Raw genomic sequence first — 25,609 nt, forward strand, 5'->3', positions numbered from 1 at the left:
CCGCGGCTTGTCGTGAGTGTTTAGGGCGGTTAAAACCGCCCTAAACACTCACGACCGGAGCCGGTGCGCCTGCTCGCGGGTCTCGTCGTTCATCGGGAAGAAGCACTCGATGCGCAGCTCCTGCAGCGTCACGTCCTGCGGCGTGCCGAGCGTCGTCACCGTCGAGAAGTAGTCGAACCGCCGGTCCCCCAGCGCGTACCGGATCGGCACGATCGGCAGCACCGGCGTCGCCGCGTCCAGCGACCGCAGCGACTTCGGCACCCCGGGGTAGTCCAGCACCTCGTCGAGGATGCACTGGACCCGCTCGTCGGTGACGCCGCCGATCGCCTCCCGGCGCGCCCGCCGGACCAGGGCCTCGGCGACCTCCGGCCAGTTCGTCACGCGCTGCCGGACGCCGTCCGGGTGGAACATCCGGCGCAGCACGTTCGCCGGGCCGGGCGCGGCCTTCGGCTGCCCGTCCTGGAGGAGGGCGAAGAACCGGCGCGCGGCCGTGTTGGTGTGCCGGATGTCCCAGCTGCGGTCCATCACCAGCGCCGGGAACGGCTCCTGCTGCGCCAGGATCGTGTCGAGCGCGTCCCGGACGGCGGCGAGCGACGGCGCGTCCAGTTCGGACTCCGGGTACTCGGGCGCGAACCCGGCCTTGAGCAGCAGGGTGTTGCGTTCGCGCAGCGGCACGTCGAGCACCTCGGCGAGCTTGAGGACCATGGCGCGGCTGGGGTTCGCGCGGCCGGTCTCCAGGAAGCACAGGTGGCGGATCGACACGGCGGCCTCGGCGGCGAGGGCCAGCTGGCTCAGCCGCCGGGCGCCGCGCCAGTGTTTCAGCAGTGGACCGACGTCAGACACGGCTCGAGTATCCCGCGGTCCACGCGTGCGGGCGCACCGCCGCCTCCAGCGCGGGCCGGGCGAGGTTCGCGGTGTAGTTCGTCATCGCCGAGATCGCCACCCCGGTGATCACCTCGAACACCTGCTCCCCGGTGAAGCCGGCCGCGGTGAATGCCGCGACGTCGGCGTCGTCGAGGTGCCCGCGCTGCTCGATGAACGCGCGGGTGAGCGCCGACAGCGCCGCCATCCGCGGGTCGGCGGGCCGCTCGCCGCGGCGCAGGGCCTCGACGACGTCGGCGTCGACGCCGTCCGCGAGCGACTCCAGCGTGTGGAACGCGACGGCCCACTCGCTGCCGTTCGCGACGGCGTTGGTCAGCAGCAGCACCTGCCGCTCGTCCGGGCCGAACGTGCCGCCGCCGCGGAAGTGCCCGAACGCCGAGAAGAAGGTGTTCAGCAACGCCGGCGAGTTCGCCATCAGCCCGGCCGCGGCCGGGACGAACCCGAACGCTCCCTGCAGGACGGTCAACGGCTCCTTCGCGGCTTCGGGTGCGGTGTCGGCGGTGTGGATCGGGTAACTGGTCATGAACCGAGTCTGGGCCGGTCGCGGCGTCGATCCAATTCCCTGGGAGGTAAACGTGCTCGTGCGACAATCGCCCGATGGGCTTCACGTCAGCAGGACAGGTCGACACGCCGATCTTGAGCGTCGCGTACGAACACTCCGGCCCCACTGACGCGGTGCCCGTGATCCTGCTCCACGGTTTCCCTTATGACGTCAGGGCTTTCGACGAGGTCGCACCGTTGCTGGCCCGCCGGAACGCCTGGGTCGTCGCCCCCTACCTGCGCGGCTTCGGCGCGACGTCGTTCCGCGACGACGCCACCCCGCGGTCGGGCCAGCAGGCGGCGCTCGGCACCGACCTGGTCGAGTTCATGGACGCGCTGGGCATCGAATCCGCGGTCCTCGCCGGCTATGACTGGGGCGGGCGCGCGGCGTGCATCACGGCCGCGGTGCACCCGGAGCGCGTCCGCGGCCTGGTCACCGTCGACGGCTACAACGTCCAGGACATCGCCGCCGCGCACGAGCCCGGCAAGCCGGAATGGGAAGCCACGTACTGGTACCAGTACTACTTCCACTCCGAGCGTGGCCGCCGCGGGCTGGAGCGCAACCGCGAAGAGCTGTGCGAGTTCCTGTGGCGCACCTGGTCGCCGGCGTGGTCCGGTGCCGCCGCGGCGTTCCCCGCGAGCGCGTCCAGCCTGCACAACCCGGACTTCGCCGACGTCGTGATCCACTCCTACCGGCACCGCTACGGCCTCGTCGACGGCGATCCCCGTTACCAGGACCTGGAAGACGTCCTCGCGGGGCAGCCGCCGATCACCGTGCCCACCGTGCTGCTGGAGACCGGCGCCGACGGCCTGCTCGGCCCGAGCGCGGCCGGTGACCGGGAGTGCTTCACCGGCCCGTACGAGCACCGGCTGCTGGCCGGGATCGGGCACAACGCGCCGCAGGAAGCGCCGGAAGCCTTCGCGGACGCCGTCGCGAGCCTGCTTTAGTCCTCAGTGGACAGAAGCCGCGGGAACAGCGCGCGGACGCCGTTCCGGAGGTCGTCGAGCGCGCCTTCGGTGCTCATCAGGTAGCGCAGCAGGGCTTGCTGGAACAGGCCGTCGAACAGCGCGTAGGCCTCCGACGGCGAGCAGTTCGGCGGCGTGCCGGCGAGGTCGGCGTACGCGCTGACGTTGCGCCAGATCATGTCCTGCAGGCTGTCGTCGATCTCGGCGACGTCGTCGCGGAAGGCTTCCTCGAACATCGACTGCGAGCGCAGGTCGTACCAGAGCCGGTGCATCAGCGGCGCGTCGGCGAGCGCGGCGGCCAGCCCGTCCGCGCAGGCCGCGGCGAGCTCGGCGGGCGTGGCCACCTCGCCGACGCCGCCCTCGTAGCGCTGCACGCAAGCGGCTTTGTAGCGCCGCACGCAGTAGGTGATCAGCTCGACCTTGTCGGCGAAGTAGTAGTGCAGCAGCCCGTGGGAGAACTTCGTGTGCTCGGCGATCGTGCGCAGGCTGGTGCGGGCGTACCCCAGGTCGGCGAGCGCCAGCAGCGCCGCGTCGGCGAGTTCCCGGCGGCGCTCTTCGAACTTGTCGACACGGGTCCGGCGCCTCACGGCGGCTGCGCTGGTCACGGGCCGAAGATACCATCGAGCGGTTCTCTGACCAATCGTCCAAGAAAATCTTGACATTCGTCCAAATGGCGGTCAAGGTCGTGACCAGCCGCCGGTGCCGCCGGCGGAGGTTTCGAAGGGACGACGATGTCTCTGTTCTTCTACCTGGAAAAGGGCGCTTCGCTCGACCCCGAGGCGCCTTGCCTGACCCTCGACGAAGTCTCGCTCTCCTACGGTGCGGTGATCGCACTCGCCGAGCGGGTCGCCCGGGCCCTGCGGCGCTCGGGCGTCGCGCCCGGGGACAAGGTCGGCATCCTCTCGGCCAACGACCCGACCGCGTTCGCCTGCGTCTTCGGCATCTCCCGGGCGGGCGCGGTCTGGTGCCCGATCAACCCGCGCAACGCCGCCGGCGAGAACGCGGAACTGCTGGACCTGTTCGACTGCACCACGTTGATCTTCCAGCCCGGCTTCGAGGAGCTCGTCGGCCAGATCGCCCCCAAGCTGCCGAAGCTGACCACGCTCGTCCGGCTCGGCGACGGCGACGACGTCGCCCCGGGCTTCGACGCCTGGCTCGACGCCGCCCGCGACGACCCCGCCGCCGCGGCCGCACCGCCCGACGACGTCGTCGCGCTGGTCGGCACCGGCGGCACGACGGGCCGCCCCAAGGGCGTCATGCTCACCGACCGCAACCTCGAGGTCATGTCGGCGATCACGCTGATGAGCTACCCCTTCGACGGGCGCCCGGTGTACCTCGCCCTGGCCCCGCTGACGCACGCGGCCGGCGTCCTGTGCTTCCCGATCCTCGCCCGCGGCGGCGAGGTCGTGATCATGGCGAAGCCCGACGTCGGCCGGTTCCTGGAGCTGATCGACCGCCACCACGTCACCCACACGTTCCTGCCGCCGACGTTGATCTACATGGTGCTCGGCCACGAAGCGCTCGCCACCACGGATCTCTCGTCGCTGCAGTGCTTCTGGTACGGCGCCGCGCCGATGTCGACGTCCCGGCTGACCGAAGCGCTCGACCGCATCGGGCCGATGGCGCAGCTGTTCGGCCAGTCCGAGGCCCCGATGATGATCTCGACGATGGCGCCCGCCGAGCACCGCCACCCGGACGGCACCGTCCACACGGGACGGCTGGCGTCGGCGGGCCGGCCGTCTCCCCTGGTCACGGTGGCGATCCTCGACGACGACGGCAACCCGGTCCCGCGGGGCGAACGCGGGGAGATCTGCGTGCGCGGCTCGCTGGTGATGGCCGGCTACTACCGCAACCCGGAGGCCACGGCGGAGGCGTCCGCCCACGGCTGGCACCACACCGGCGACATCGGCTTCCTCGACGACGAGGGCTACCTCCACATCGTCGACCGCGCCAAGGACATGGTCATCACCGGCGGGTTCAACGTCTACTCCGCCGAGGTCGAGCAGGCCGTGATGGCCCACGACGCCGTCCGCGACTGCGCGGTGATCGGCCTGCCGGACGACAAGTGGGGCGAGCGCGTCACCGCCGTCGTCCAGCTCCAGCCCGGCGCCGACCTGGACGCCGGCGAGCTGATCGCGTTCGTCAAGGCCCGCATCGGCAGCGTCAAGGCGCCCAAGCAGATCGAGATCTGGCCGGAGCTGCCGCGCTCGACCGTCGGCAAGGTCCTCAAGGCCGACATCCGCTCCACCTTCACCGAACGCAGCAAGGAGGCTGTCCGACCATGAAACTCGCGCTCTACCTGCCGAACTTCCGGGACAAAGTGACCGTGCGGGAACTCGAGGACCTCACCGCCCTCGCCGAGGACCTCGACTTCGACTCCGTCTGGACGCTCGACCGGATCATCGTGCCGGAGTCCTCGGACCGCGGGGAAATGCAGTACCCCTTCGGGATGCTGGACGAAATGGGCAAGCAGCTCCCGGTGAGCTCGCGGGGCGAGTTCCTCCAGGGCATGCCGCTGCTCCCCTGGCTCGCCGCGAAGACGTCGAAGGTCCGGATCGGCATGAGCATCATCGACACGCCGTACCGGTCCCCCGGCGTCCTCGCCGCGGAGCTGGCCACCATCGACCACCTCTCGGGCGGCAGGCTCAACGTCGCCGTCGGCTCCGGCTGGATGCCCGAAGAGTTCGCCGCCGCCAGCGCCGCGCACATCTTTCCCAAGCGGCACAAGCACGTCCGCGAAACCCTGGAGATCATGCAGGGCATCTGGACCAACGAGGTCTTCGAATACCACGGCGAGTTCGCCGACTTCGAGCCGGCCGGGTTCGGGGCGAAGCCGGTGCAGAAGCCGCACCCGCCGATCTTCTTCAGCGGCCTCAAGGACCCGAAGCGCTCGGCGAGCCGCATCGCCAAGTACAACCTGTCGGGCTGGATCGGGATCCAGGACTCGCCCGAGGACATCCAGCGGTGGCGCACGGAGATCCAGCGTGAGCTCGACGAGCTCGACACCAAGCGGTCGGTCGACGACCTCGAGATCTCCAGCATGATCTGGTTCGTCATCACCGACGAGGACGTGGACCAGAGCCCGCTGGGCAAGGGCACCAACCTGCTCGTCGGGTCGGCGGCGCAGATCACCGACCGGCTCAAGCGCTACAACGAAGCCGGGCTGACGATGCCGTTCCTGTGGCCGCCGTTCCAGGACGTGCCGGTGGCGAAGACGCTCGACGACATGAAGCGGCTCAAGGAAGAAATCCTGCCCAAGATCGACGCGATGTGAAAGGGAACGAGAATGTCCGAGCTTGAGGGAAAGCGCGTCTTCGTCACCGGGTCCGGCGCCGGGATCGGCAAGGCCATCGCGACGCTGTTCATCGAACGCGGCGCCAAGGTCGTGGTCAGCGACCTCAACGCCGACTCGGCCAAGCAGGCGGCCGAGGAGATCGGCGCGGCCGGCGTCGCCAACTGCGACGTCACCGACGAAGCCCAGGTCCAGGCGGCGATCCAGCAGGCGGTCGACCTCCTCGGCGGCCTGGACGTCCTGGTCAACAACGCCGGGATCGAGGTGTCGTCGCCGCTGCTGCAGCAGTCCACGGAGAGCTTCGACAAGATCTTCGCGGTCAACGTGCGCGGCACGTTCGTGGCGATGAAGGCGGCGACCCCGCACCTGGTGGAGTCCAAGGGCAACATCGTCAACATCTCGTCGATCGCCGGCATCGGCGGCAGCCCCCTGCTGGGTTCGTACTGCGCGACGAAGGCCGCGGTCATCCAGCTGACGCGCGTGGCGGCGGTCGAGATGCGCCCGGCGGGCATCCGCGTCAACGCCGTCTGCCCGGGTTTCGCCGACACGGCCATGGTGGAGCGCCTGGTCCCCGACTTCGAGGCGGCGACCCAGGTCCCCTTCGGCGACCTGGTGGCGGCGAAGCAGGGCCGCCTGGGCACCCCGCAGGACATCGCGGAGGTGGCCGCGTTCCTGGCCTCCGACCGGGCCACCTGGATCACCGGAAGCCACTACGTCCTGGACGGCGGCCTGTCGGCGTCCCTGGTCTGAGGCCCGAGGCGGGCCCGGCCATCACTCGTTCGATTGACTCCAGAAAATCTGTGCCAGCCGGGGTAGACATTCCCGAGCGGGCGTGTGTAGTGTTCTGCTCATACCGAGAAAGACAACGTCAAGCAGGCGCGGGAGAGAACGTAACTACCCGCGAGGTGAGACAAGACGGTCAGGCAGGACGGAGCCGATCAAGGAACAGGTTCCGGCTGGTGCCCGTGCGGGTGACGTGTTCCCGCGAAGATCAGCAGTAGTAGTGGTTAGTGCAGGTGCAGGACCGGTCAGGTGGCCGGAGCCGATCGGTGACGGGGCTCCGGGCAGTGACCAGCGACGTCAAGCGTGCTGGGACCGATCAGTGGAAGGGTTCCCGTCGTTGACGTTCGCAGCAGGTGCAGTGACAGTAGGGAAAATTCAGGAGAGAAGGGAACGGAACCATCATTGGATCGCCCGCAGCGGCCGGGTAGTGCCGCGCGGGTGCCGCAGTCCCATCGAGTTCGGAGGTGGTGCTCGGTCACGAGTAAGCGATCCCCGCACAACCCGGCTTCACGCCGGACGCGGGTGCAGGAAGCCGTCGTTCGCGTCGGTTGACAATGGTGAAACCCAACCCTTGAGGACCCCGGGTGCCGCAGTGGCACCCGGGGTCCTTTGTGACGTGGAGGCAGAGTGATTCCTGACCAAGAAGGACCGGCCACGCCCAGCGGGGCCGACAAGTTCGACGACGAGCACTACCCCGCCTACACCATGGGCCGAGCCGCCGACATCCTGGGCGCCACCCAAGGTTTCCTGCGCAGCCTGGGCGAAGCGGGCTTGATAACCCCCCAACGCTCCACCGGCGGCCACCGCCGCTACTCCCGCCACCAGCTGAAACTGGCCGCCCGAGTCCGAGAACTGGTCGACCAGGGCACCGCCGTGGACGCCGCGTGCCGCATCGTCAACCTCGAAGACCAGCTGCACGAAGCCCAGCGCCGCAACACCGAACTCCGCACCACCGACTGACCCGGCCGTGTAACGCCCCAGCCTCGACTCGGCCGGGGTCTTGGGATTCGCGGGGCAACGACGCCCCGGAACCCGGCGCGGGGCGCGGTCAGCAGCTGGTCGGCGCGGCTCCTCGCCGCGGAGGACCCGGCGTCTGGCTGATACGAACTCACACGCCGAAGAGCGGACGCCTTCGGAGCCTGGGGCCGCGCGTGAGCTGAGCCGGCGGTCAGCCGCAGCTCCGCCGCATCGGTCTCACTCACGGGCGCACTCAAGGAGTAGCCGCAAGGAAGGCCGTCCTCGGGCAACGACGTCGGCACAAGCGTTTCCGGGCCACCGGGCAACCACGGTGCCCCTCCTGGCGTGCTGGAGGCATGACGTCGTCGAAGTCCTGGCTGCCCGAAGCGGCCCTGTTGTGGCTTCCCCTGGTCGTGCTGATCGGCGGGCTCGCGGTGGTGTGGACCGGCGTTTCCATGGCCGCGGACGTGAACCGGTCGGCGGGGCTCTTCCCGGGGCGGGTCGTCTCGGTCGGGGTCCGGGAGCCCCCGACCGCGGACGTCGAGTACACCGGAACCGACGGGGTGACGAGGTGGGAGACCGTCGAGAACCACCGAGGGCGGCGTGCTGTCGTTCTGGGCCGCCAGGTGCAGATCCGGGTGTGGCCGGACGAACAGCGCGCGGAACTGGACGCCGGGGACAAGCACACCGGGCCGATCGTGGCCGGCAGCTTGCTGACTCTGCTCGGCGCGGGCGCCACCGTCCTGCTGTTCCTGTGGCATCACGGCGTGAAAATGGAGAGAACCCGGGCACGACTCGAAGAGTGGTGGTCGTTGTCGTTGTGGTGGCTGTCTCGCTGGCTGTGACGTCTCTTCCCTCTGCGCGCCGTCCCGGCGCAGCAGTGTCGCGGCCATGGACATCAGGTTCCGGTGGCCGGAGAAGTTCGAAGGTTTCGGTCGGGTCCCACCGCCGGACCCGGTCCACGCAAGCCAGTTCGCTGCGCTGCGGGGCGAGGACTACAACCTCGTCCTGCGGGGCGAAGCCTGGGTGAACCACCGCAATGTGACGTGGCCGTTGGCCAGCCTGCTGGTCAGCCGAGGCCAGGCCGAGCCGCGCGTCTACGGCGTTGAACCGATCCGGATCACCCGCGCCGAAGTGACCGGCCTGCGGTGGGCGGGCGCGTTCGGCCGCGGCCTCGAATTCCACACCGCGTCGGGCCGGTTGGACAAGATGACCGTCTGGCCCCGGGGCAAAGCCGGCGAACAGCTGGCCGAGCCCGGCTGGCACTGAAGACGGTCGATCACTGCCGTGCGAAGACTTCCAGGTGAACGCCCATGTCGCTGGTCGAGCGGTCGCAGGCGTCCGACCCTGCCGATGAGCGGGTGTCGCCCTGTTTGGTCAGAGCAACTCCAGACGGATGCCGTCTCCGGTCCCGTCCCCATCGGGTCCGTGTTCGCGAATGATCCCGACGATCTCATCGAACAGCGTCGGGCCTTCGCCACGCTTGGCCTCGACAACCTCGGCTTGGATGGTCGGACGGTTCGACGGGTGGCAGGTGAGGAGAAGCTGCTCTCGCCTTCGGACCGTCGCCTCGTAACCGAGCGCGGACCGAGACGTCCCCGAGTTGAGCCACCTCAAAACCCAGCCGTTGTCGGGTGTCCCGAAGCCGCCACCGAGGATGTCGTCGAAGGCGTCCAGGTTTCCTCGCCACGTGTAGCCACGGAGCAGCCGTGAGAACTCGCGGGTGAACCCGTCGAAGTCGAGAAAGCAGGCACCATCGATGGTCAACACGGGAAGGTCGTCTCGATGGCCGGCCATGATCCAAGCATGGCAGGCGGTAGCGACGTCGATGCGTACCCGGCAGGCGAGACGTTCGGGCAAGGACCAGTTCTGCAGTGTGAAGGCCCGCTCGCCGAGTACTCTCGGCGCGGTGGGGAGCACGAAGATCAGCAGGATCCTGGCCTGGTCGGTGGCCGGGATCGGTGTGTCCACAGTGGTCTGGTTCACCGGAGACACCAGGCTCGCCGGTTACGGCTGGGCCATGAGCGGAGCCGGGCTTGCCTTCGCGCTGTGGGGGATGCGGCGGAAAGCTCACGACCCGAGCCCGAGCCGGTACCCGACGATCCGGGGACACCGGCTGTTCCGCCGGACCAGGACGCTGTCCTCGTGAAGGCCGCGGACGTCCGGGTCCGGACCGCCCGGTGGGTCGCCGGCGTCGCCGCGGTTGTCGCCGTCGCGCTGGCGGTGGTCGCGCTGCTGCCGCAAGATCCGTGGCGCACCTCGCTCCTCACCTGGGCGGTCATCGCCGGGCTCGGTGCCGTGACCGCGCTGGTCGACGCGATGCGCTTCCGCTCCCAGCTCCCGGCAGCGTGGACGGAACTCCAGGTCCTCGGCCCTGCGGCGGCCAAGCCGTGGCAGCTGGCCCGGACACCCGACGGCAGTGAGCTGGCGTTCAAGCTGACCTCGGCCGACGACGTCCTGACCCGCCACATCGAACAGACGGGCCGTCTCCGGGTGATGGGCGAACCCCGCATCGGCGGTCCGGTCCGGATCGCCGTCCCGGGCCACCCGCTGCTGGGACTCGCATCGTTCAGCCTGCCCTGACCACCACCGCGGCGACCGGCAACCGGAGTCGAGCACACCGACGCCGATTGCCGGCGATGACGTGGGTGTCCGGCGATCGAGGAGATTTCGACCACACCGCAACCAAAACCGGATCAACGCCGGATGGAGGCGCAGAGCCGGTCCCAGTTGCCCGAGGCGATCTTCAGCCGGTCCGCATCGCTCAGCGACGCCTCTGCCAGGAAGGCACGCGCCCCACCCTGCGATGGGGCGACGAAGGGGTAGTCCGTCGAAAACAGGATCCGGTCGACGCCGGCCACCTCGGTCGCCCACCTCAGGTAGCGCGGGCTGAGGATGCCGCTCGGTGCCAGGAAGATGTTGGTGCGGAGGTAGTCCGAGACCGGCCGCCGCAGTCCGGCCAGCTCGTTCAGGGAATCGATGCGGTCCAGGTAGAACAACACCATCTCGCCCCAATGGCCGACGATCACCTGCAGGTCGGGGAAGCGGTCGAACACCCCGCTCAGGATGAGGCGGAGGACCTGCACGCCGCTGTCGTAGTGCCACCCGATGCCGTGCGTGGCGAGTGCGGCGTCGACACGCGGGCCGTAGCCGCTGTAGTAGGCACCGCGCACGGCAGCGGGCGGTGACTGCGGATGCAGGTGCAACGGCGCCTTGAGCGCGGCCGCCGCCTCGTAGATCGGCCAGAACTCGGGCTCGTCCATGTTGCGGTCCCTGGTGCGCCCGAAGAGCATCGCGCCGTTGAGGCCCAGCTCGGTCACCGCGCGTTCCAGCTCGGCGGCCGCCGCGGCCGGACGCGGCGTGGCCAACGTCGCCAAGCCCTGGAAGCGGTCCGGACGGGCGCGGATCGCCTCGGCGAGGGTGTCGTTGGTGGCGGTCTGCAAGGCGACGGCGTCGGCCGGGATCAGGTTCTGCACGCCCGGGGTGCTCAACGACAACACCTGGACGTCGAGTCCCGCCTTCGCCATCGCGGCGAGCCGTTCGTCGCCGAAGTCGGCCAGCCGGCGGGCGGAATCGCCCCGTGTGGACGGCGTCAGCGACAGATCCTGCCACTCGGGTTCCAGCGCGCACCACGCGTCGACGACGTCGCGGGTCACGAAGTGTTCTTCCAGGCCAATGATTTTCACGAGCTTTCCTTCAAGTGTCGAGGAGTTCGGGGGCGAAGATGTCCTCGGACGTGAGCAGCCTCCGGGACAGCCCCTGCTCGTGGTGGTAGCGCAGGAAGGTGTCGACGGCCTTGCGGTTGGCGTCGAGGCCGTACGGCCACCAGTCCTCGCCCAGCAGCGCCCGGTTCTCCGCGAACAACTCGCTGAACCACGGGGTGATCACAGCCATGTGCTGCTTCGCGGCGTTGGCCCGGTACTGCTCCTGCACGATCTCCTTGGCCTGGCCGAACGCCCGGTAGATCGACGCGGCCAGGCCGGGCACCTCGGCCAGCTCCCGGCGGATCGCGACGACGTGCATCATCGGGAAGATGCCGGTACGGCGGTAGTAGTCCCGTTCGACCGCTTCGTAGTCGACGAACAGCCGCCGGATCTTCTTCGTCGAGCCGTCGAGCAGGCTCTGCGGGACGTCGACCGAGAGCAGCGCGTCGATCTCGCCCGCTTCGAGCAGCGCGGCCAAGGTCTCTTCGTTGCCGGCGTGGCGGACGTCGACGCCGTCCGGGACGGGCTGCGGGATCCAGCCGAACGACGGGATCGGGTGGTCGGTGCCGCCGATCACCCAGTTCATCCGCTCGGGCGTCACGCCGTATTCGTCGGCGAGGATGCCCTTCACCCAGACACCCGGGTCGGAGCCGTACAGCGCGAACTCGCCGATCGTCTTGCCCGCGAGGTCTTCCGGCCGCTCGATCCCGCTGTCGGCGTTCACGAACAGGGCCGAGTGCCGGAAATTGCGGTTCGGGAAGATCGGCAGGGCCAGGAACGGCGAGCCGGCCAGGTCGAACGAGCGCAGGAAGTAGGTCAGCCCGTACTCGGCGACGTCCAGGTCGCCCTCGGCCATGCGCTGGAAGACGTCGGAGATCAGCGGCGACGTCTCCAGGGTGGCGTCGATCGCGACGCGCCCGTCGAACAGCGGCTCGGTGTGCTCGTACCGGTAGACGCCCATGGTGAGCTTCGGGTCGGTCATGACAAGTCCTCCTTCGCCTCGTGGGTCGCTTCCGTGAACGACCTTTCATTTTGATGATGCCGCGCGCGCCCTGCTATCGTCAAGGCGAATGGTCATTCACGGAAGGAGGTGAGCCGTGCCCCGCATCACCGCCGAGCGCCGGGCGGCGAACCGGTCGCAGATCGTGGCGGCGGCCCGTCGCTGCTTCTCGCGCGACGGCTTCCACCAGACGTCGATGCCGGACATCGCCGCCGAAGCGGGCGTGTCGGTCGGCGCCCCGTACCGCTACTTCGCCGGCAAGGAGGAGATCATCCTCGAGATCGCCGGCGACGCCTTCCGGGTGATGTTCGACCCCGTCGAGCAGTTCGTCGACGCGGCCGGCGACGTGACGCTCGCCGACCTGGTCGCGGCGGCGATCGATCCGGTGAGCGGCGAGATCGCCGTCGACGAGGCGGGCCAAGCCGTCCCGGTCGACGAGTTGCTGCGCTGCGCCGTCCAGGCCTGGGGCGAGCTGCTACGCCACGAAGGGTTGCGACAGCAGGCCGAAGCGGGCTTCGAGGGCGTGCGCGGACGGATCGCGGACGCCCTCCGCGCCGGCCAGCGGGCGGGCAGCGTCCCGGCCGAACTGGACCCCGACCGCGGAGCGCGCGTGGTCATGGCCGTGCTGCACGGATTTGTCCTGCAGTACACGGCATTCGGGCTCGACGACACCACCGGCTTCGTCCGCGACGTCCGCATCGCCCTCGGCGACACCGGGCTGCTCCGCGAACGTCGCTGACCCACCGCTCCGGCGTGGTCAGAGCTTTGCACTGAGGGAACGGAGTTCGGCGACCACGTCCTCGCCGGAGGGTGCGCGCTCGGGATCCACCAGCCACTGCAGCATGAGGCCGGTCATCAACGCGAGCGGCACCGAGCCGCCGAGTGCGCCCCGGCCCTTTTGCTGCCCACGGGCGAGGTGCTCGCGGACTTCGGGGGACCGTTCGGCTTGCACGAGGGCCTCGACCTGGGCGACCCACAGCGCCCGATGGGTGGTGAAGGTGTCGATCAGGACCTGCCAGCCCTGCTCCGGGGTGTCGGCCGTGGCGCGGTCGGCGAGTTCGACGCCGAGTTCGTCCACCGCTTCCACCAGCGCCTGAGTGAGCAGCGCGTCCCGGGACCCGAAGTGGTAGCCGATGGCCGCGTGGTTGACCCCGGCGGCCGCGGCGATGTCCCGCACGGTGGTCCGCGCCCAGCCGCGTTCGACCAGGCACTGCTTGGCCCCGGCCAGCAAGTCCTCTCGGTTACCCATGGCCGGAGTGTACCCACCCGCTTAACCAAATGATTTATCCGTATGGATTGACCATGTGGATAAATCTCGGCTATGGTCAGGACCATGACCAAGCCGACCGGCTGATCCAGGGTGCGGGCCCAGCGCTCGCCTTCCGGTCCGGACGTCATCGCCGGCGAAGTCACGGGATCGCTTCTCCCGCATACGAAACAGTGCTGCAACCAGCCCAAGGCCGACGAGCCGCAATGACGCTCGGCGGCGCCTTCTGCTGCCGCCGACCCTCGCCGGCAGCTCCACATCCCCTGATGGCACCGCCATCGAGAAACCGAAATGAGGAACTCTGGTGAAGAATTCTGTTCGCAGGGCACGAAGATACGCGTGGTCCCGGCAAGTGGTGCTCGTGACCGCGGTCGCCGCGGCACTCACCAGTGGCGGCGTGGCCTCCGCGTCGACCGGCCCCGATCCGGTCGCGCCGAACACGGAAGGACAGGGGACGCTCGCCGCATCGCCGAGAGTCGCGGCCGCCGTCGGAGCGGATCTCTGCGCGCAGGCCGCGGTGAACGCCGGCTTCTCCGGGCACAACCTGCTCGTCGCGGTTTCCGTGGCCCTCGCCGAATCCGGCTGCAACCCCAGCGCCCAGGCCCACAACTCGAACGGTTCGACGGACTACGGGCTGTGGCAGATCAACAGCGTCCACGGCATCGCCGTGTCCTGCCTGCTCGACGCCCAGTGCAACGCCGGCGCCGCCTGGTCCATCTCCAACGGCGGAACGAACTGGGCGCCCTGGACCACCTACAACTCCGGTGCCTACCTCAGCCACGAAAGCGTGGCGCAGGCGGCGATCGACCGGCTCGGGTCGACGCCGCCCGCGCACCGCACCGGCAAGGTGTTCGACAACGTCCTCGACGGCAACGGCGCCTGGAGCGGCGCGGGCGTGTCCGACGGCGGCGGCAGCGTCTCGCAGATCGCCGTCGCCGCGCTGCCCAACGGCTCCATGCACCTGGAAACCCTCAGCGGTGGCTTGGTCTTCGACAACGTCCGCAACCCCGACGGCAGCTGGAGCGGGGCGGCCATCTCCGACGGCGGCGGCACCGTCCAGCAGATCGCCGTCGCCGGCCTGCCCAACGGGTCCATGCACCTGGAAACCCTGACCGGCGGCAAGGTCTTCGACCACGTCCGCCGCGCCGACGGCAGCTGGGACGCCGTAACCCTCGCCGACGGCGGCGGCTCGGTCTCCCAGATCGCGATCGCCGCGTTGCCCGACGGCTCGATGCACCTCGAGACCCTCAACGGCGGCCGAGTCTTCGACAACGTCCTGCGGCCCGACGGCAGCTGGAGCGGCGCGGCCGTCTCCGACGGCGGCGGCACCGTGCAGCAGATCGCCGTGGCCGGCCTGCCCGACGGCTCGATGCACCTCGAGACGCTGACCGGCGGCCGGGTGTTCGACAACGTCCGCCTGCCCAACGGGAACTGGACCGGCCCGGCCGTGTCCGACAACGGCGGCACGGTGCAGCAGATCGCGATCACCGGCATGGTCGACGGCTCCCTGCACCTGGAAACCCTGACCGGGGGCAAGGTTTTCGACCACATCCGCAACCCCGACGGCAGCTGGGCCGCGCCGAGCATTTCCGACGGCGGCGGCAAGGTCTTCTTCATCGCCGTCACCGGAATGCCCGATCGGTCCATGCACCTCGAAACGCTCGTCTGACCGAACCGCGTCACGAACACGAGGAGAATACGTTGTTCACCAACACAAAGGGCCGGGCGAGACGGTCGGCGCTGGTCGTGATCGCCTGTGTCGCGGTCGCGATGTCCGCCGCAGGACTGCCCGCAAACGCTTCCACCACAACAGCACCCGCGGTAGCCGCACCGCGGACCACGGCCACGGTCACCCGCCAGGCGATCGCCGATCTCGCCCACTCCAAGGTGGGCCAGGGCTGCGGCGGATTCGCCGATGCCGGCGGCAAGTCGGCCTGCGCCGATTTCTGGTGCGCGGTTTTCGCCGGCTGGATCTGGCGAGGCGCCGGCGTCAACCCGAGCCCGAACCTGTGGGTGGCCACGAGCGTCGGCGGCTGGGGCATGCAGAACGGCGTGTGGAAGCCGCGGGCGAACGGCACCATGGGCAACCCGGCCCCCGGTGACCTGGTCGTGTTCGGCGCGCCCAACGCGGGCGTCGGCGGGCACGTCGGCATCGTCTACTCGGTCAACTCGAACGGCACGATCACCACCGTCAACGGCGACTACGGCGGCAGCAGCGCGGCGCAGAACCACGTCGTCCAGGAAACGATCAACCCGATCACCGCGGTCTCCGGGGGCAACAGCTGGCCCATCTCGGGTTACGTCAGCCCGCCGGGCGTGTCCGGCGGCGGACCGACCACCGGCAAGGTGTTCGACAACGTCCTCGACAGCACCAGCAACTGGAGCGGCCCGGGTGTCGCCGACGGCAGCGGCCACGTCTCCCAGATGGCGGTCGCCACGCTGCCCAACGGGTCGATGCACCTGGAGACGCTCAGCGGCGGTGTCGTCTGGGACAACGAACGCAAGCCCGACGGCAGCTGGAGCGGCGCGGCGATCTCCGACGGCGGCGGCACCGTCCAGCAGATCGCCGTGGCCGGCATGCCCAACGGCTCGATGCACGTGGAGACGCTGACGGGCGGGAAGGTCTTCGACCACGTCCGCCTGGCCGACGGCAGCTGGACCGCCCTGACGGCGTCCGACACCGGCGGCACCGTTTCGCAGATCGCGGTCGCCGCGTTGCCCGACGGGTCGATGCACCTGGAGACGCTCAGCGGTGGCGTCGTCTGGGACAACGTGCTCGGGCCGGACGGCAGCTGGAGCGGCGCCGCCATCTCCGACGGCGGCGGCAGGGTCCAGCAGATCGCCGTGGCCGGCCTCCCCGACGGGTCCATGCACCTGGAGACCCTGACCGGCGGCCGCGTCTTCGACAACGTCCGCCTGCCCAACGGAAACTGGACCGGCGCGGCCGTCTCCGACAACGGCGGCACGGTGCAGCAGATCGCGATCACCGGCATGGTCGACGGCTCGATGCACCTGGAGACGTTGACCGGCGGCAAGGCCTTCGACCACATCCGCAACGCCGACGGCAGCTGGGCCGCCCCGACCATCTCCGACGGCGGCGGCAAGGTGCTGTCCATCGCGGTCACCGGAATGCCCGATCGGTCCATGCACCTGGAAACGCTCGCCTGACCCACCGAAAGGATCGTTCTTCACGGCTTGGGGCTCCTGACACCAGTGGTGTCAGGAGCCCCAAGCCGCGTCACCAGGCGTGAGCGAGCCGCAGGGTGGGCACGCCACGAGAAGGCCCCGCGACACGAAGGCGATCTCGAAGGCCCGTTCACACAGGGACTTCGGTGGAGCTACAACGGCTGGAGGCGCCGGTCGACTTCCGGAAACAGCACAAGCCGCGGAAAGAGATCTCCGACACGAAGATGTCCACCACGCAAAAAGCCTCGTTGACCAATGGTCAACGAGGCTTGCGTGGTAGCTGTTTGTACCCCCGATGGGATTCGAACCCACGCTACCGGCGTGAGAGGCCGGCGTCCTAGGCCGCTAGACGACGGGGGCTTAGGAACTTCCCTGGTCTCCCAGGGGCTTTTCTATTTTTCTTGCTGGAGAGAACTTACCAGAGGCGATTTCTCGCTCTGCAGGGGGGTCACTCTCCGCAGCTGGGGTACCAGGACTCGAACCTAGACTAACTGGACCAGAACCAGTCGTGCTGCCAATTACACCATACCCCAGTGAGGTACTTTGCCGACCTGAACTACCGGTCTGGCTCAGCACCGCACGAGAGGAAATACTAGAGCACGCCGTTCCGGACGGTGAACGCGGGGGTGTCACTGCGGCGCTGAGCGGGGACGCCGATCGTCGCGTACTCCGAAACCAGCAGCTCAGGCAGCTCGGCGAGGCCGGCTACCGTGTGGACGCCCTCGGGGGCGCGCTCGCCGATGCCGTCGCGGTCCAGCCAGACCGCGCCGAGGCCGGCGTCGCGGGCGCCGATCGCGTCCGTGTCGAGTTTGTCCCCGACGTGCACGGCCTGGGCGGGTGCGCAGCCCAGGCCGAGGCAGACCGTGTGGAACATCACCGGATCGGGTTTCGCCACCCCCAGCTCGCCGGCGATGGCGACGTGATCGAAGAACGGCGCCAGGCCGAGATCGGCGATTTTCTTGCGCTGGTGGACACCTGACGCGTTCGTCACGGCGGCCAGGACGAGACCGGCGGCGCGCAGCCACTCCAGGCACTCGAGGACGTCGTCGAACAGCTGCCACGACGTGTCGAGCAGCTCGCGGCGGCGGCGTTCGAACGACCGCACCTGCTCGTCGTCGGCGAGGATGCCGAGCTCCGCCAGGAAACAGTCCGTGCGGCGCTGGTGCATGGTCGCGTAGTCGATCTCCCCCGCGACGACGAGCGCGACGTGCTCTTCGGTGATCAGGTCCCACAACGGCCAGAGATCACCCCGGCCGGTGAGAATGTGGAGGCTGCGGCGGATCGCGGCGGTGCAGTCGATGAGGGTGTCGTCGATGTCCAGGCACACCAGCCGGAGCGTCGGCGGCGCCCAGGGCTCGGGCGCCGCCTCGGCGGGGGCGGTTCGCGACGGGGTCCGGGGTGCCAAAGCGAAATCCACCCAGTGAGGCTAGGGCAACGGCAGCGTTCGCGACGCTGCCAAAGAGGTGATTGCCGCTCGCCTGTTCCGGCGTGGTCGCTCTACTCCCAGTTGGCGAACCGTCTTCTTTCGGTTATCCGACCATTGCGCGGCGCAGGCGTCCCAATGAGACGTCGCGGCCGAGCAGCTCCATCGATTCGTACAGCGGCGGGGAAACGGTCCGGCCGGTGATGGCGACCCGGACGGGCGCGAAAGCCTTGCGGGGCTTGAGACCCAGACCGTCCACAAGCGCGTCCTTCAGCGCCTGCTCGATGGCCGCGGTCTCCCACGACGGCAGCGCTTCGAGCGCCGACAGCGCGGCTTCGAGCACCGGCCGCGCGGGCTCGCCGAGGTTCTTCGCCGCCGCGTCCTCCTCCGGCGCGAAGGTCTCCTCGTCCGCGAACAGGAAGCGCACCATCGGAGACGCGTCCGCGAGAAGCGTCACGCGCTCCTGGACGAGCGGCGCGATCGCGTTCAGCCGCGCGACCTGCTCGTCGCTGGGCGAGTCCGGCAGGACGCCCGCCGTGACGAGGTAAGGCGTCACCCGGCTCACGAACTCGGCCGCCGGCAAGGCCCGGACGTGCTGGCCGTTGATGGCTTCGGCCTTCTTGACGTCGAAGCGCGCCGGGTTGGCGCTGACCTTCGTGACGTCGAAGGCGGCGATCAGCTCCTCGGGGGAGAACACGTCGCGGTCGTCCGCGATGGACCAGCCGAGCAGGGCCAGGTAGTTCAGCAGCCCCTCGCGGATGAAACCGCGGTCGCGGAGGTTGAAGAGATTCGACGAAGGGTCGCGTTTGGACAGTTTCTTGTTGCCCTCGCCCATCACGTACGGCAAATGGCCGAACCGCGGCGTGAATTCCGCCACGCCGACGCGCTCCAGCGCCGAGTACAGCGCGATCTGCCGCGGGGTCGAGGGCAGCAGGTCCTCACCGCGCAGCACGTGCGTGATCTTCATCAGCGCGTCGTCGACCGGGTTGGTCAGCGTGTAGAGCGGGTCGCCGTTCGCGCGCACCAGCACCGGGTCCGGGATCGTGTTCGCCGGGAAGGTGATGTCGCCGCGGACCAGGTCGGTCCAGCCGAGGTCGGTGTCCGGCATGCGCAGCCGCAGCACCGGCGCGCGGCCCTCGGCGCGGTAGGCGGCGCGCTGCTCGTCGGTGAGGTCGCGGTCGAAGTTGTCGTAACCCAGCTTCGGGTCGAGGCCGGCCGCCTTGCGCCGCTCCTCGACCTCTTCGTTGGTCGAGAACGCCTCGTAGAGCTCCCCCGCCTCGAGGAGCTTCGCGGCGACGTCGGCGTAGGTCGCGCGCCGCTCGCTCTGGCGGTACGGCCCGTACTCGCCGCCGACCTCGGGGCCCTCGTCCCAGTCGAGGCCCATCCAGCGCAGCGCTTCGAGCAGCTGCTCGTAGGACTCCTGCGAGTCGCGCGCCGCGTCCGTGTCCTCGATCCGGAACACCAGGCTGCCCTGGTGGTGCCGGGCGAAGGCCCAGTTGAACAGCGCCGTGCGGATCATCCCGACGTGCGGGGCGCCGGTCGGCGAAGGACAGAAACGCGCGCGAACCACTGATGTCTCACTCATAGCCCGATCAGCGTATCCGTCGCCACATCGCTTGACGCACGGACCGGGGCGGGTGCATCCTCGCCTTATTCAACAGACGATGAAATAGACGGGGAGATGGTGGAGATGACCGAGCGCGCGGGGTGCGTCGTGGTCGGCGGCGGGCCGGCCGGGATGGTCACGGGACTGCTGCTGGCCCGGGCCGGCGTCGAGGTGACGGTGCTGGAGAAGCACGCCGACTTCCTGCGGGACTTCCGCGGCGACACGGTCCACCCGTCGACCCTGACCCTGCTCGACGAGCTGGGGCTCGGCGAGAAGTTCGACGCGCTGCCGCACAGCGAGATGCGCTCGGCGGGCTTCCCGCAGGAGAACGGCGAGCTGATGAAGCTGGCCGACTTCACCCGGCTGAAGGTGGCGCACCCCTACGTCGCGATGGTGCCGCAGTGGGACTTCCTGGATCTGCTGGCCGAGAGCGCGCGCAAGGAGCCGACGTTCGTCCAGCGGATGGAGACCGAGTGCACCGGGCTCGTCCGCGAGCAGGGCCGCGTCGCCGGCGTCACCTACCGCACGGTGGCCGGGGAGACCGGGGAAATCCGCGCCGACCTGGTGATCGCCGCCGACGGCCGGTGGTCGCTGGCCCGCCGTGAGGCCGGGCTCGTGCCGCGCGAGTACGACTGCCCGTTCGACGTCTGGTGGTTCCGGCTCTCCCGCGGCACCGACGACGTCGACGGCATGCTCCTGCCGCAGATGCGGGACCGCCGCTTCGCCATCCCGCTCCCCCGGCCGGGCTACTTCCAGATCGCCTACCTCGGCCCGAAGGGCGACGACCTGCGTAAGCAGGGCATCGAGGCGTTCCGGGAGAACGTCAGGCAGATCCTGCCCGGGTTCGCCGACCGGGTGCCCGAGCTGACGACGATGGACGACGTCAAGTTCCTCGACGTGCGGATGAACCTGCTGAAGAAGTGGCACGTCGACGGGTTGCTCTGCATCGGCGACGCGGCCCACGCGATGTCGCCGGTCGGCGGCGTCGGCATCAACCTGGCGGTGCAGGACGCGGTCGCGGCGGCGACGCTGCTGGCCGAACCGCTGCGGCGCGGCCGGCCGCGCGAGGCCGACCTGGCGAAGGTGCGTGGCCGGCGGCTGCTGCCGACGCTGCTGGTGCAGGGGCTGCAGCGACTGCTGCACGGGACCGTGGTCCGGCAGGTCATGGCGGGCAAGCGCAACGGCCCGCCGGCCGCGATGATCAAGCTGTTCGCCCGGTTCCCGCGGCTGTCGTACGTCCCGGCCCGGCTGCTGGGTCTGGGCCTGCGGCCGGAGCACGCCCCGGCGTACGCCCGCCGCCCGATGGAGCCGGTGCAGCGGTAGCGCGCCGGAAAGCCGTGAAGGCCTCCTTCCCGGCTCTTAGCGCCGGTAAGGAGGCCTTCACGGACTTCGGTCAGATGCTCTCGACCGGGTTGGTCAGGGTGCCGATGCCGTCGATGGTGATCGAGACGCTCTGGCCGCTCTCGATCGGGCCGACGCCCTCCGGGGTGCCGGTGAGGATGACGTCGCCGGGCAGCAGCGTCATCACGCCGGAGATGAACTCGACCAGCTCGGGGATCTTGTGCACCAGGTCGGAGGTGCGGCCGTCCTGCTTCAGCTCGCCGTCGACCTCCGAGCGCAGCGCCAGGTCGGACGCGTCGAGGGACGTCTCGATCCACGGCCCGAGCGGGCAGAACGAGTCGTAGCCCTTGGCGCGGCCCCACTGGCCGTCGGACTTCTGCAGGTCGCGGGCGCTGACGTCGTTGGCCACGGTGTAGCCGAGGATGGCGCTCGCGGCGCGCGCGGCCGGCACGTTCTTCACCGGCTGGCCGATCACGATGGCCAGCTCGCCCTCGAAGTCGACGCGGCCGACGCCGGACGGGCGGCGGATGGCCGCGTTCGGGCCGATGACCGAGGTCGACGGCTTGATGAACAGCATCGGCGAGGTGGGTACCTCGTTGCCGAGCTCGGCCGCGTGCTTGGCGTAGTTGCGGCCGACGGCGATCACCTTGGACGGCAGGATCGGCGCGAGCAGCCGGACGTCGGCCAGCGGCCACCGCTTGCCGGTGAAGTTGGGCTGGCCGAACGGGTGCTCGGCGATCTCCAGGACCTGGGCGTCGTCACCGTCCCCTTCGACCGAAGCGAACGCGACACCACCGGGATGAGCAATACGGGCTAGGCGCACGCAGCCAGTCTACGTGCGCGCCGCCCACGGCCTTCGGGGGTTCCGGGTGGCCGGCCTCAGGCCACGGTCGTGCTCTTGTGCACCAGCGCGTCGCACAGGGCCAGCCAGCTGGCCTCGACGATGTTCCCGTGCACCCCGACCGTGGTCCACTCGCGCTCGCCGTCGGTGCTCTCGACCAGCACGCGCGTCACGGCGTCGGTGCCGGGGTGGCCCTGCAGGATCCGGACCTTGTAGTCGGCCAGGTCCACACTGTCCAACCAGGACAGGTGCGGGCTCAGGGCCTTGCGCAGCGCGGCGTCGAGGGCGTGGACGGGGCCGATGCCCTCGGCGGTGGCGATGACGCGCTGGCCGCCGACGTGCACCTTGACCGTCGCCTCGGAGACGACCTCGGCGTCGGCGCGGTGGTCGAGCACCACGCGGTAGGACTCGAGCTCGAACGGCGCCTCGACCGGGACGTCGGCCTCCTCGCGCAGCAGGAGTCCGAGGGAGGCGTCGGCGGCTTCGAAGGACCAGCCCTCGGCTTCGAGGCGCTTGACCTTCCGGAGCGCGCTCGTCAGCGCTTCGGGCCGGCCGGCAAGGTCGACCCCGAGCTCACGTCCCTTGAGCTCGAGGCTGGCCCTGCCGGCCATCTCGGTGACCAGTACCCGCATGTCATTGCCGACGGAAGACGGATCGATGTGGTTGTACAACAACGGATCCACCTTGATCGCGCTCGCGTGCAGTCCCGCCTTGTGAGCGAAAGCCGACGCCCCTACGTAAGCCTGGTGGGAGTAGGGGGCGAGGTTGGCGATTTCGGCAAGGGCATGGGAGACCCGGGTGAGTTCGGCGGCGCCTCCGGTCGGGAGGACGTCCATGCCGAGCTTGGTCACCAGGTTTCCCGTCACGGCGAAGAGGTCGGCGTTGCCGGCCCGCTCCCCGTAACCGTTGGCGGTGCACTGGACGTGCGTCACGCCGGCCTGCACCGCGGCGACGGAGTTCGCCACGGCGCAGGAAGTGTCGTCCTGACAATGGATCCCGAGCCGGAACCCGGTCTTGTCCTTGACCTCCCGGACGGTTTCCGCGAGCCCCAGCGGCAGTTGCCCGCCGTTGGTGTCGCAGAGCACGAGGACGTCGGCGCCCGCGTTTCCCGCGGCGTCGAGGATCCTCAGCGAGGTTTCGGGGGAATGCGCGTAGCCGTCGAAGAAGTGTTCGGCGTCGAGGAAGACCCGCCGGCCTTCTTTCGTGAGGAACCCGACGGTGTCGCGCACCATGGCGCAGGCCTCGTCGACGTCGACCCGCAGGGCGCGTTCGATGTGCCGCAGATCGGATTTCGCGACGAGCGTGATGACCGGCGCTTCACTGTCGAGCAGGGCCTGGACCTGCGGATCGGCGTCGGCGGTGGTGCCGGCCTTGCGGGTCGAGCCGAACGCGACGAGCGCGGCGTGCTTGAGCTGCAGCTCGCCTTTCGCGGCCCGGGCGAAGAATTCCGTGTCCTTGGGCAGCGCGCCCGGCCAGCCGCCTTCGATGAACCCGACGCCCAGTTCGTCCAGCAGCCGCGCGACGGCCAGCTTGTCCTGGACGGAGTAGGAGATGCCCTCACGCTGCGCACCGTCGCGCAGGGTCGTGTCGTAGAGGTGGAAGGCATCGCCGAGGGGGGTATCGGCGGGCTCCTTGCGGGTCACGGTCTGTCTCCTCGATGCGATGGCGGCGGTTTCGGGCGGTTCCGAGCGGTTTCAGGCAACAAAAAAACCTCCCGCAGGGTGCGAGAGGTTGCGCGCCGGGAGCTCTTGTGGAGCTATCGTCCGGCGCGCTCGATGATAATGATCGCGAAGCTGGTCACAGCCGCATCATGCCACAGGCTTTCGACGGAAGTCCACAACCTGGGCCAAGCTCCCACCATCCGGGAACGCCGCGCGCGGACATCCCCCGCCGCGCCCTAGGGGGCCGGCCCCGCATCCAGTTTATCGGCGCCCGCGGACACAACCGCCCGGAAGACCGTTCCACGGCCGGGTTGTCCACATCACGGCAGCGCTGTGGACAACCAGCGACCGGCCGGCGCCATGCCCGGTACGAGCACCGCACGAGCGGCCCGCTCGCGACCAAAGCCGCACCAATGGGCCACTCGCGCGGCCACACCGGCGTCACGAACGGGCCGGTCGCCGCGAGCCCCGCACCAGCGGACCGTTCCCGGCACTGCTTGCGCACGAGAGGCCCGTTCGCAACGACACCTGCGCGCGGGCGACCCGTTCGCACCACTGAGCACGGCGCGAACGGTCCGTTCGCGACCGAACCCGCACCGACGGGCCACTCGCGCGGCCACACACAGCACCAACGGCCCACTCGCGCAACCAGCCGGGCACGAGCGGCCCACTCGCGACCAAAGCCGCACCAACGGGCCACTCGCGCTACCCGCCGAGCATGAGCGGCCTGTTCGTCACCAGACCCGCACCGGCGGCCCACACGCGGCACCAGCGCGCGAAAGGGCCCGTTCGCACCACCTGCGCGCGAACGGGCCGTTCGCGACCGAAGCCGCACCAGCGGTCCACTCGCGACGCCGACGCGCGAAAGGGCCGTTCGTGACACCAACCCTGCACGCGAGCGGCCCGTTCGTGACGCCACCTACGCACGAGTGGCCCGTTCGCGACCAAACCGGCACCAGCGGCCCACTCGCGACGCAAGCGCGAAAGGACCAACCGCCACACACAGACACACGAAAGAGCCCCGCACCGAATCGCGGTGCGGGGCTCTCCGTCAAGCAGCAGGCAAGTCTCAGCCGGTGCGCACGTTCGACGACACGAGGGCCGCCAGTCGGTCACCGACCGCCGTCGTCGCACCCGGCGACGCCTGGTCCCGGGTCGCCAGATCAAATGCCACCGAAGCCTCGATGCGGCGCGCGGCTTCCTTCTGGCCCAGGTGGTCCAGCAGCAGTGCCACCGACAGCACCGCGGCCGTCGGGTCGGCAAGGCCCTGGCCCGCGATGTCCGGCGCCGAACCGTGGACCGGCTCGAACATGCTCGGGTTGCGGCGGGTCATGTCCAGGTTGCCGCTCGCCGCGAGGCCGATTCCGCCCGTCACCGCGGCCGCGAGGTCCGTGATGATGTCGCCGAACAGGTTGTCCGTCACGATGACGTCGAACCGGGACGGGTCGGTCACCAGGTGGATCGTCGCCGCGTCCACGTGTGAGTAGGCGACCGTCACCTCCGGGTGCTCCAGCGAGACCTCTTCGACGATCCGCGACCACAGCGACCCGGCGAACGAGAGCACGTTGGTCTTGTGCACGAGCGTGAGGTGCTTGCGCGGCCGGGCCTCGGCGCGGTTGAACGCGTCCGCGACCACCCGCCGGACGCCGAACGCCGTGTTGATGCTGACCTCGGTCGCGATCTCGTGCTCGGTGTCCTTGCGGATCAGGCCACCGGTGCCCGCGTACGGGCCTTCGGTGCCTTCGCGCACGACGACCATGTCGACGTCGCCGGCGTCGGCCAGCGGTCCCCGGACACCCGGGTACAGCCGCGCCGGGCGCAGGTTGACGTGGTGGTCCATTTCGAACCGCAGGCGCAGCAGCAGGCCGCGCTCCAGGATCCCGCTCGGCACCGTCGGATCGCCGACCGCGCCCAGCAACATGGCATCGTGCTGGCGAAGCTCGCCCAGCACCGACTCCGGGAGCAGCTCACCGGTCGCGTGCCATCGCGCGGCGCCGAGGTCGTAGTTCGTGATCTCCGCCGTAGGTGCCACTTCACCGAGCACCTTCAACGCCTCGGCGACCACCTCGGGCCCGATCCCGTCTCCTGGGATCACCGCGAGCCGCATCCACACACCTCCGTCGACCAGGCCACCGGACGCACCGATGGCCCACCGCAACA

Annotated in this window: 24 protein-coding genes and 2 tRNA genes; 12 read left to right on the top strand and 14 right to left on the bottom strand. The window is 69.6% G+C overall.

What is annotated here, in order from left to right:
* Positions 1-48: 48 nt before the first annotated feature.
* Together OG570_RS02325 and OG570_RS02330 are read right to left on the bottom strand one after the other, a co-directional pair.
* A complete protein-coding gene (locus tag OG570_RS02325) occupies positions 49-843 on the bottom strand; it encodes a helix-turn-helix domain-containing protein (RefSeq protein ID WP_326955416.1) in 795 nt (264 codons plus the stop codon).
* Entirely contained in the window at positions 836-1,405 is a 570-nt protein-coding gene (locus tag OG570_RS02330) for a carboxymuconolactone decarboxylase family protein (RefSeq protein ID WP_326955417.1), read from the bottom strand. The genes OG570_RS02325 and OG570_RS02330 overlap by 8 nt, the downstream gene beginning before the upstream one ends.
* A 74-nt stretch (positions 1,406-1,479) precedes the next feature.
* On the opposite strand from OG570_RS02330, the gene OG570_RS02335 reads away from it, so the two are divergent.
* A complete protein-coding gene (locus OG570_RS02335; protein WP_326955418.1) occupies positions 1,480-2,370 on the top strand; it encodes an alpha/beta fold hydrolase in 891 nt (296 codons plus the stop codon).
* Here the strand turns inward: OG570_RS02335 and OG570_RS02340 are convergent.
* Complete coding sequence (locus OG570_RS02340; protein WP_326946935.1) at positions 2,367-2,993, bottom strand: TetR/AcrR family transcriptional regulator; 627 nt, start codon at positions 2,991-2,993, stop codon at positions 2,367-2,369. The genes OG570_RS02335 and OG570_RS02340 overlap by 4 nt on opposite strands.
* Positions 2,994-3,119: 126 nt before the next feature.
* Here OG570_RS02340 and OG570_RS02345 point away from each other — a divergent pair, with 126 nt between their 5' ends.
* The 6 genes from OG570_RS02345 (at position 3,120) to OG570_RS02370 (ending at position 8,689) form a co-directional block, all read left to right on the top strand.
* On the top strand, positions 3,120-4,673 hold the full coding sequence (locus tag OG570_RS02345; RefSeq protein ID WP_326955419.1) for an acyl-CoA synthetase: 1,554 nt from the start codon (positions 3,120-3,122) through the stop codon (positions 4,671-4,673).
* Positions 4,670-5,662 carry an LLM class flavin-dependent oxidoreductase gene (locus OG570_RS02350; protein ID WP_326946933.1) on the top strand — a complete coding sequence of 331 codons (993 nt, stop codon included), beginning with the start codon at positions 4,670-4,672 and terminating at the stop codon, positions 5,660-5,662. Before OG570_RS02345 ends, OG570_RS02350 begins: the two co-directional genes overlap by 4 nt.
* 12 nt (positions 5,663-5,674) lie before the next feature.
* The gene (locus OG570_RS02355; RefSeq protein ID WP_247062000.1) at positions 5,675-6,430 is read left to right on the top strand and encodes an SDR family NAD(P)-dependent oxidoreductase; all 756 of its coding nucleotides are present in this window, start codon (positions 5,675-5,677) and stop codon (positions 6,428-6,430) included.
* A 660-nt stretch (positions 6,431-7,090) separates the two neighbouring features.
* Positions 7,091-7,423, top strand: coding sequence for a MerR family transcriptional regulator (locus tag OG570_RS02360; protein WP_326955420.1), 333 nt, complete (start codon positions 7,091-7,093; stop codon positions 7,421-7,423).
* A 353-nt stretch (positions 7,424-7,776) separates the two neighbouring features.
* The gene (locus OG570_RS02365) at positions 7,777-8,265 is read left to right on the top strand and encodes a hypothetical protein (RefSeq protein WP_326955421.1); all 489 of its coding nucleotides are present in this window, start codon (positions 7,777-7,779) and stop codon (positions 8,263-8,265) included.
* 46 nt (positions 8,266-8,311) lie between these two features.
* Positions 8,312-8,689, top strand: coding sequence for a hypothetical protein (locus OG570_RS02370; protein WP_326955422.1), 378 nt, complete (start codon positions 8,312-8,314; stop codon positions 8,687-8,689).
* A gap of 108 nt (positions 8,690-8,797) precedes the next feature.
* Here the strand turns inward: OG570_RS02370 and OG570_RS02375 are convergent, their stop codons facing one another.
* Positions 8,798-9,406: a hypothetical protein gene (locus OG570_RS02375; RefSeq protein WP_326955423.1), complete on the bottom strand. Its 609-nt coding sequence runs from the start codon at positions 9,404-9,406 to the stop codon at positions 8,798-8,800.
* A 159-nt stretch (positions 9,407-9,565) separates the two neighbouring features.
* Between OG570_RS02375 and OG570_RS02380 the strand changes: the two genes are divergently transcribed.
* Positions 9,566-10,003: a hypothetical protein gene (locus tag OG570_RS02380; protein WP_326955424.1), complete on the top strand. Its 438-nt coding sequence runs from the start codon at positions 9,566-9,568 to the stop codon at positions 10,001-10,003.
* 113 nt (positions 10,004-10,116) lie between these two features.
* Here OG570_RS02380 and OG570_RS02385 read toward each other — a convergent pair whose 3' ends face one another.
* Complete coding sequence (locus tag OG570_RS02385) at positions 10,117-11,106, bottom strand: amidohydrolase family protein (protein ID WP_326955425.1); 990 nt, start codon at positions 11,104-11,106, stop codon at positions 10,117-10,119.
* A 10-nt stretch (positions 11,107-11,116) separates the two neighbouring features.
* Complete coding sequence (locus tag OG570_RS02390; protein WP_326955426.1) at positions 11,117-12,106, bottom strand: PhnD/SsuA/transferrin family substrate-binding protein; 990 nt, start codon at positions 12,104-12,106, stop codon at positions 11,117-11,119.
* A 115-nt stretch (positions 12,107-12,221) separates the two neighbouring features.
* Here OG570_RS02390 and OG570_RS02395 point away from each other — a divergent pair, with 115 nt between their 5' ends.
* Positions 12,222-12,863 carry a TetR/AcrR family transcriptional regulator gene (locus OG570_RS02395; protein ID WP_326955427.1) on the top strand — a complete coding sequence of 214 codons (642 nt, stop codon included), beginning with the start codon at positions 12,222-12,224 and terminating at the stop codon, positions 12,861-12,863.
* Positions 12,864-12,881: 18 nt separating this feature from the next.
* On the opposite strand, the gene OG570_RS02400 is transcribed toward OG570_RS02395, so the two are convergent.
* Positions 12,882-13,373: a TetR/AcrR family transcriptional regulator gene (locus OG570_RS02400; protein WP_326955428.1), complete on the bottom strand. Its 492-nt coding sequence runs from the start codon at positions 13,371-13,373 to the stop codon at positions 12,882-12,884.
* A 370-nt stretch (positions 13,374-13,743) separates the two neighbouring features.
* Between OG570_RS02400 and OG570_RS02405 the strand changes: the two genes are divergently transcribed.
* Positions 13,744-15,060, top strand: coding sequence for a hypothetical protein (locus OG570_RS02405; RefSeq protein ID WP_326955429.1), 1,317 nt, complete (start codon positions 13,744-13,746; stop codon positions 15,058-15,060).
* Positions 15,061-15,092: 32 nt separating this feature from the next.
* A complete protein-coding gene (locus OG570_RS02410; protein WP_326955430.1) occupies positions 15,093-16,559 on the top strand; it encodes a CHAP domain-containing protein in 1,467 nt (488 codons plus the stop codon).
* A 305-nt stretch (positions 16,560-16,864) separates the two neighbouring features.
* Here the strand turns inward: OG570_RS02410 and OG570_RS02415 are convergent.
* The 4 genes from OG570_RS02415 to gltX form a co-directional block, all read right to left on the bottom strand.
* Positions 16,865-16,937: transfer RNA gene (locus tag OG570_RS02415), tRNA-Glu, on the bottom strand.
* Positions 16,938-17,038: 101 nt separating this feature from the next.
* A tRNA-Gln gene (locus OG570_RS02420) sits at positions 17,039-17,110 on the bottom strand.
* A 59-nt stretch (positions 17,111-17,169) separates the two neighbouring features.
* Positions 17,170-17,904, bottom strand: a complete 735-nt coding sequence (locus OG570_RS02425) for an HAD family hydrolase (RefSeq protein ID WP_247064033.1) — start codon at positions 17,902-17,904, stop codon at positions 17,170-17,172.
* A 202-nt stretch (positions 17,905-18,106) separates the two neighbouring features.
* Entirely contained in the window at positions 18,107-19,585 is a 1,479-nt protein-coding gene (gene gltX, locus OG570_RS02430) for a glutamate--tRNA ligase (RefSeq protein WP_326955431.1), read from the bottom strand.
* Between the two features lie 105 nt (positions 19,586-19,690).
* On the opposite strand from gltX, the gene OG570_RS02435 reads away from it, so the two are divergent.
* Positions 19,691-20,929 (top strand): FAD-dependent oxidoreductase, encoded by a 1,239-nt coding sequence (locus tag OG570_RS02435; protein WP_326955432.1) that lies wholly within the window; start codon positions 19,691-19,693, stop codon positions 20,927-20,929.
* Between the two features lie 70 nt (positions 20,930-20,999).
* Here the strand turns inward: OG570_RS02435 and OG570_RS02440 are convergent, their stop codons facing one another.
* The 3 genes from OG570_RS02440 to OG570_RS02450 all read right to left on the bottom strand — a co-directional run bounded on the left by OG570_RS02440 (position 21,000) and on the right by OG570_RS02450 (position 25,556).
* Positions 21,000-21,770, bottom strand: coding sequence for a fumarylacetoacetate hydrolase family protein (locus OG570_RS02440; RefSeq protein WP_326955433.1), 771 nt, complete (start codon positions 21,768-21,770; stop codon positions 21,000-21,002).
* Positions 21,771-21,826: 56 nt separating this feature from the next.
* Positions 21,827-23,431: a citramalate synthase gene (gene cimA, locus OG570_RS02445; protein WP_326946891.1), complete on the bottom strand. Its 1,605-nt coding sequence runs from the start codon at positions 23,429-23,431 to the stop codon at positions 21,827-21,829.
* Positions 23,432-24,518: 1,087 nt separating this feature from the next.
* Positions 24,519-25,556, bottom strand: coding sequence for a 3-isopropylmalate dehydrogenase (locus tag OG570_RS02450; protein WP_247061922.1), 1,038 nt, complete (start codon positions 25,554-25,556; stop codon positions 24,519-24,521).
* Positions 25,557-25,609 lie beyond the last annotated feature (53 nt).

It is taken from the genome of Amycolatopsis sp. NBC_01286, assembly GCF_035982555.1.
Lineage (GTDB): Bacteria > Actinomycetota > Actinomycetes > Mycobacteriales > Pseudonocardiaceae > Amycolatopsis.

What these genes read in the sequence shown, in the direction of transcription:
- OG570_RS02330 (WP_326955417.1), bottom strand. Translation starts at nt 1,405, where the DNA reads ATGACCAGTTACCCGATCCACACCGCCGACACCGCACCCGAAGCCGCG.
- OG570_RS02335 (WP_326955418.1), top strand. Translation starts at nt 1,480, where the DNA reads ATGGGCTTCACGTCAGCAGGACAGGTCGACACGCCGATCTTGAGCGTC.
- OG570_RS02345 (WP_326955419.1), top strand. Translation starts at nt 3,120, where the DNA reads ATGTCTCTGTTCTTCTACCTGGAAAAGGGCGCTTCGCTCGACCCCGAG.
- OG570_RS02350 (WP_326946933.1), top strand. Translation starts at nt 4,670, where the DNA reads ATGAAACTCGCGCTCTACCTGCCGAACTTCCGGGACAAAGTGACCGTG.
- OG570_RS02355 (WP_247062000.1), top strand. Translation starts at nt 5,675, where the DNA reads ATGTCCGAGCTTGAGGGAAAGCGCGTCTTCGTCACCGGGTCCGGCGCC.
- OG570_RS02365 (WP_326955421.1), top strand. Translation starts at nt 7,777, where the DNA reads ATGACGTCGTCGAAGTCCTGGCTGCCCGAAGCGGCCCTGTTGTGGCTT.
- OG570_RS02370 (WP_326955422.1), top strand. Translation starts at nt 8,312, where the DNA reads ATGGACATCAGGTTCCGGTGGCCGGAGAAGTTCGAAGGTTTCGGTCGG.
- OG570_RS02390 (WP_326955426.1), bottom strand. Translation starts at nt 12,106, where the DNA reads ATGACCGACCCGAAGCTCACCATGGGCGTCTACCGGTACGAGCACACC.
- OG570_RS02400 (WP_326955428.1), bottom strand. Translation starts at nt 13,373, where the DNA reads ATGGGTAACCGAGAGGACTTGCTGGCCGGGGCCAAGCAGTGCCTGGTC.
- gltX (WP_326955431.1), bottom strand. Translation starts at nt 19,585, where the DNA reads ATGAGTGAGACATCAGTGGTTCGCGCGCGTTTCTGTCCTTCGCCGACC.
- OG570_RS02435 (WP_326955432.1), top strand. Translation starts at nt 19,691, where the DNA reads ATGACCGAGCGCGCGGGGTGCGTCGTGGTCGGCGGCGGGCCGGCCGGG.
- OG570_RS02450 (WP_247061922.1), bottom strand. Translation starts at nt 25,556, where the DNA reads ATGCGGCTCGCGGTGATCCCAGGAGACGGGATCGGGCCCGAGGTGGTC.